General features: G+C 71.9%; 3 protein-coding genes. All 3 read right to left on the reverse strand.

The window, feature by feature from the left end; all coding sequences use genetic code 11:
• Positions 1-1,157: 1,157 nt before the first annotated feature.
• On the reverse strand, positions 1,158-1,619 hold the full coding sequence (locus ACWGIF_RS36535; RefSeq protein WP_453504016.1) for a hypothetical protein: 462 nt from the start codon (positions 1,617-1,619) through the stop codon (positions 1,158-1,160).
• Between the two features lie 468 nt (positions 1,620-2,087).
• Positions 2,088-3,074, reverse strand: coding sequence for a hypothetical protein (locus ACWGIF_RS36540; protein WP_453504017.1), 987 nt, complete (start codon positions 3,072-3,074; stop codon positions 2,088-2,090).
• Positions 3,075-3,768: 694 nt separating this feature from the next.
• Positions 3,769-4,035, reverse strand: a 267-nt coding sequence (locus ACWGIF_RS36545; RefSeq protein WP_453504019.1) for a hypothetical protein, incomplete at its 5' end; no start/stop codon positions are given.

Genomic DNA, 4,035 nt, shown 5'->3' on the forward strand with positions numbered 1-4,035 from the left:
CGGCGCCCTGGCAAAGACCCCGCTTACTAGCCGCCTTCGCAGCCGGGGTCCCCCGGCCCCCCGGCGCCGCGATCACCGTCCGCGCAGGCCGGGGCCGCTGTGAGGCGCCGGTATCGGGCCCTTCACGAGCTACTATCGCGCCTCGTATGTGACCTGGGCCCTATGGGGCGGCTCACCCCCGGGGCACCCGAATCTCACCGAGTGTCATCGTCTGTACCCTTTTAGGGGCCGAGTCGAATGTCGGAATTGCCCCGAATTCGAAGGGGATGGGTGGATGGGAGGGCGCCTTCCATACCGCGCCCGCCGATGCCCGCTGGCGCCGCCGTGTCGCCCCGCCACGGCCCCCGACAGCCGCCAGGCGTCGGCGGCCCGTGCCGGGCCGGGCCCTGGGGGGTCAGGTGCGCGAACTCCTCGGGCAGCCGGCCGCGTGGCCGCTGCTCCGGTACGAAGTGCAGACGCACCCACTGGTAGCGGGCCGCCCCCACCCGGGCCGTCCAGGTCCAGCCGGTGTGGCCGCGACGAGCGCGGGCGCCGCGCCACGGACCGGCAGAGGCCCGACGCGTAGCCGTAGCGGATCAGCAGCCGCCTCGATCGCGCCCGGCCGGCCCCCGCGGGTCCGAGGCCACGGCTGATCCACCGGGCGTCTCGGCGCCCGGGTGCAGCGCCTCTCCCGGCCGCTCCCGCGGGCCGTCTGCCCGTTCGAGCGGTACGGTCCGCAGCCCGCCCGCCGCACACGATCGCGGCCGCGCAGTCGGCCGGGCCGTGCGCAGTGCCTTCCTCGGGGGCCATGCCTTCGCCGGGGGCCGGCGGGTCGTGCACCGCCGGCGGGCCGTCCACCGTCACCCGCGTCGGGATCGTCGCGTCGCGTGTCCGGCAGCCTGCGCCCCTGCGCAGCAGCACGGCCGTGCCGTCCGTGAAGGCCGGCACATCCTCCTCGATCCCCACCAGGACCTTCTGGATGTCGCCGGGGTCCCGCGGTTCGGCTCCCGGCCGGCAGGTGCGGGCCCGGTAGCGGCGGGGTGCGGTGAGCCGGCTGCCGGTGGCCTGCCGGGCCTGCGCGAGTGGCGAGCCGTCGACCGCCTCCGGGCGCTGCGGGAAACGGATCGCGGTGGGCCTGACGCGGCCGGGCGTGGCCTGTCAGGGGGCGAAATCGCAAGTCAGAGTTCGAATCCGGTACCGGTGGGGCCCGAGTCCGGGGCCGGGACCTGGTCCGGGGCCGGGGCCGGGACCTGGTCCGGGTTCTCCCGGTGCGGGGCCTCCGGGTCCGGGGCGGGCTTGGGGGCGGGCTTCGGGGCGGGGTGCGGCTTGTCGGGCTTGTGCTCGCAGTAGACCTTGCCCTGGTAGTACGTGCAGCCCGGCATGTTCTCCACGTCCCGGGGCCTGTTGTTCTTCTTGCCCTTCGTCCTGTCCTTGCCGCCCCGCTCACCCTTCCCGACCCTGCCCTCGTGGCCACTTTCCGTGTACGCGGCGGGCCCGGCTGCGAGCGTGGCCGCCTCGCCGGTGTGCGGCGCGGCGGCCTGGGCGGCGAATGCGCCGGTGGGCACCAGCGCGCCCCCTGTGGCGATTGCGGCCGAAACGGCGAACATCGCGAAACGCCGCTTCCGGGAAGTGCGGGTCATGAAAGATTCTCCAGCGGGAGGCGGGGACGGGGGGCGGTTCCGGTCCAAGGGCAGACACGTGGCGGAATGTCTTGTTTGCCCTCTTGTTAAGAGCCTGACTGCGGGACGTCATGAGGCGGTTCGCCGACTGTCACAGGCGCGTGAGAGGGCACGTCCGCACCGGCCGCTGCCGCCTCGGGCCGCGGAAGGCCGCTGTGCCGGCTTGCCGGCCGGAGCCGTTGTCACCGAGCGCTTCAGCCGGCGGCCGAGTGCGTGATGCGAAGGTTCCTGACCGGTACGCGCCTGGTCCGTCTCGTTCCCGGTGCCGAGGAGATGCGAGGAGAGCCGATGGCGGCTCCAGGGCTGCCCGGGGTGGCGGCGTCCCGCGCCGGCTTGGCGGGCGAGGCGCCTGTTCTCCATACGGTCCGGAAACACGGCAGCACCTCGCAGAAGTTTCCTCTGCGAGGTGCTGCACTCGTCTGCCGATCATCAGCCCTGGGTACCGCCCTGGGTGCTGCCGGCGCCGCCACCCTGCGTACCGCCCTGGGTGCTGCCCGAGCCGCCACCCTGGGTACCGCCCTGGGTGCTGCCCGAGCCACCACCCTGGGTTCCGCCCTGGGTGCTGCCCGAGCCGCCACCCTGGGTTCCGCCCTGGGTGCTGCCCGAGCCGCCACCCTGGGTACCGCCCTGAGTGTTCCCCGTGCCGCCACCCTGGGTACCGCCCTGAGTGTTCCCCGTGCCGCCACCCTGGGTTCCGCCCTGAGTGTTCCCCGTGCCGCCACCCTGGGTTCCGCCCTGAGTGTTCCCCGTGCCGCCACCCTGCGTACCGCCCTGGGTGCTGCCGGTGCCGCCACCCTGGGTTCCGCCCTGGGTGTTCCCGGAGCCGCCACCCTGCGTACCGCCCTGAGTGTTACCGGTGCCACCACCCTGCGTACCGCCCTGGGTGTTGCCGGAGCCTGCGCCCTGGGTGCCGCCCTGGGTGTTGCCCTGGCCGCCGATCTGAGTGCCGCCGATGGTGTTGCCCTGACCGCCGATGATCGTGTTGTTGACGATGTTCGTCACGTTGTTCGTCACCTGGTTGACGACCGTGGGCGGCAGTCCGCGCTTCTGCGCTTCTGATGCCGCTTCCTTTCGCCCGATTGCGGCTGCCTGCTCCTTGGAAGCACCACCGCGCGCTGCCTGCTCGGCCGCCGCCGTCCCCTTGGCCGTAGCTGCTGCGGCGTCAGACCCCGCCGCGCCTGCAGCCGATCCCGACGACGCGCACTGGACGGTGCCTACCGAGACCGGACCGCTGCCGGTGACGCCGACCTTGATGTCGCCCTTCGGTCCGGCAAGGACCCGGGAAATGGTCTTCCCGTTGCGCTTGACGTCGTATTCCTCATTGAGAGAGAAGCCGTTACCGCGTACCTCCCCGTTCTGCATGCTGCATACCGCGGTCGGGACTGCGGAAACCTGGGAAGGCTTGGCAACCGCCACTCCCGCCGTTCCGGCGAGTATCGCAGTGACGCAGGACAGACCGGCGATGTGCGCGATGTGCTTCTTCATGTAAATCTCTCCCTTGATAATCGACCCGGATTCTGAGATTCACTGCCAGTCGGGGTTTCGACTGCCTGGTGTCTCAGTTCCGTATGACGGTCGAGCGCTTTACCTGTAATCAGATTGCCCTTTTCGGGCAGGGAGAGAAAGCAACGGACGTTCGGGACTTGACAAACCGGATTCCGGGGATAGCCTGCGCCTCCTTTTTCGGTCGGGGCCGGCCGCGCGGGCCGGCCGTCTTCCGGCGGGGGTCTTGCCGCTCCGCCTGCTGCAGGAGCGTCCGAGAGCTCGTTGGTCGGCCTTCTTTGGGCAGCCGTGTAGCCGTGTGCCGGTGGGCCCGCACGATCGTGGGGTCGATGGCTTCCGGCCGGTCCACGGGGGCGGCCGGGAGACGCCGGAGGTCCTTGTCGGGTGCCCGGCGGGCGAACCGCCCGTGGACGGTCTGCCACCGGACCGGACCGGACCGGTCAGGCCGCCCGTCGCGCCAGGCACACCGGTGCGGAGCTGAGGGAAGACGGACAACCCAGGAACGTCCCTCACGGCCGGATCAGCGATCCGGCCGGAAGGACGTTGCCTGGAGTACGGCAGCACCTCGCAGAGGTTTCCTCTGCGAGGTGCTGCACTCGGATGCCGGTCAGCCCTGGGTGCCGCCCTGGGTGTTGCCGGAGCCGCCACCCTGGGTACCGCCCTGGGTGTTGCCGGAGCCGCCACCCTGCGTACCGCCCTGGGTGTTCCCGGAGCCGCCACCCTGCGTACCGCCCTGAGTGTTCCCGGAGCCGCCACCCTGCGTACCGCCCTGGGTGTTCCCGGAGCCGCCACCCTGCGTACCGCCCTGGGTGTTCCCGGAGCCGCCACCCTGCGTACCGCCCTGAGTGTTCCCGGAGCCGCCACCCTGCGTACC

Source organism: Streptomyces sp. NPDC054849 (assembly GCF_053610945.1).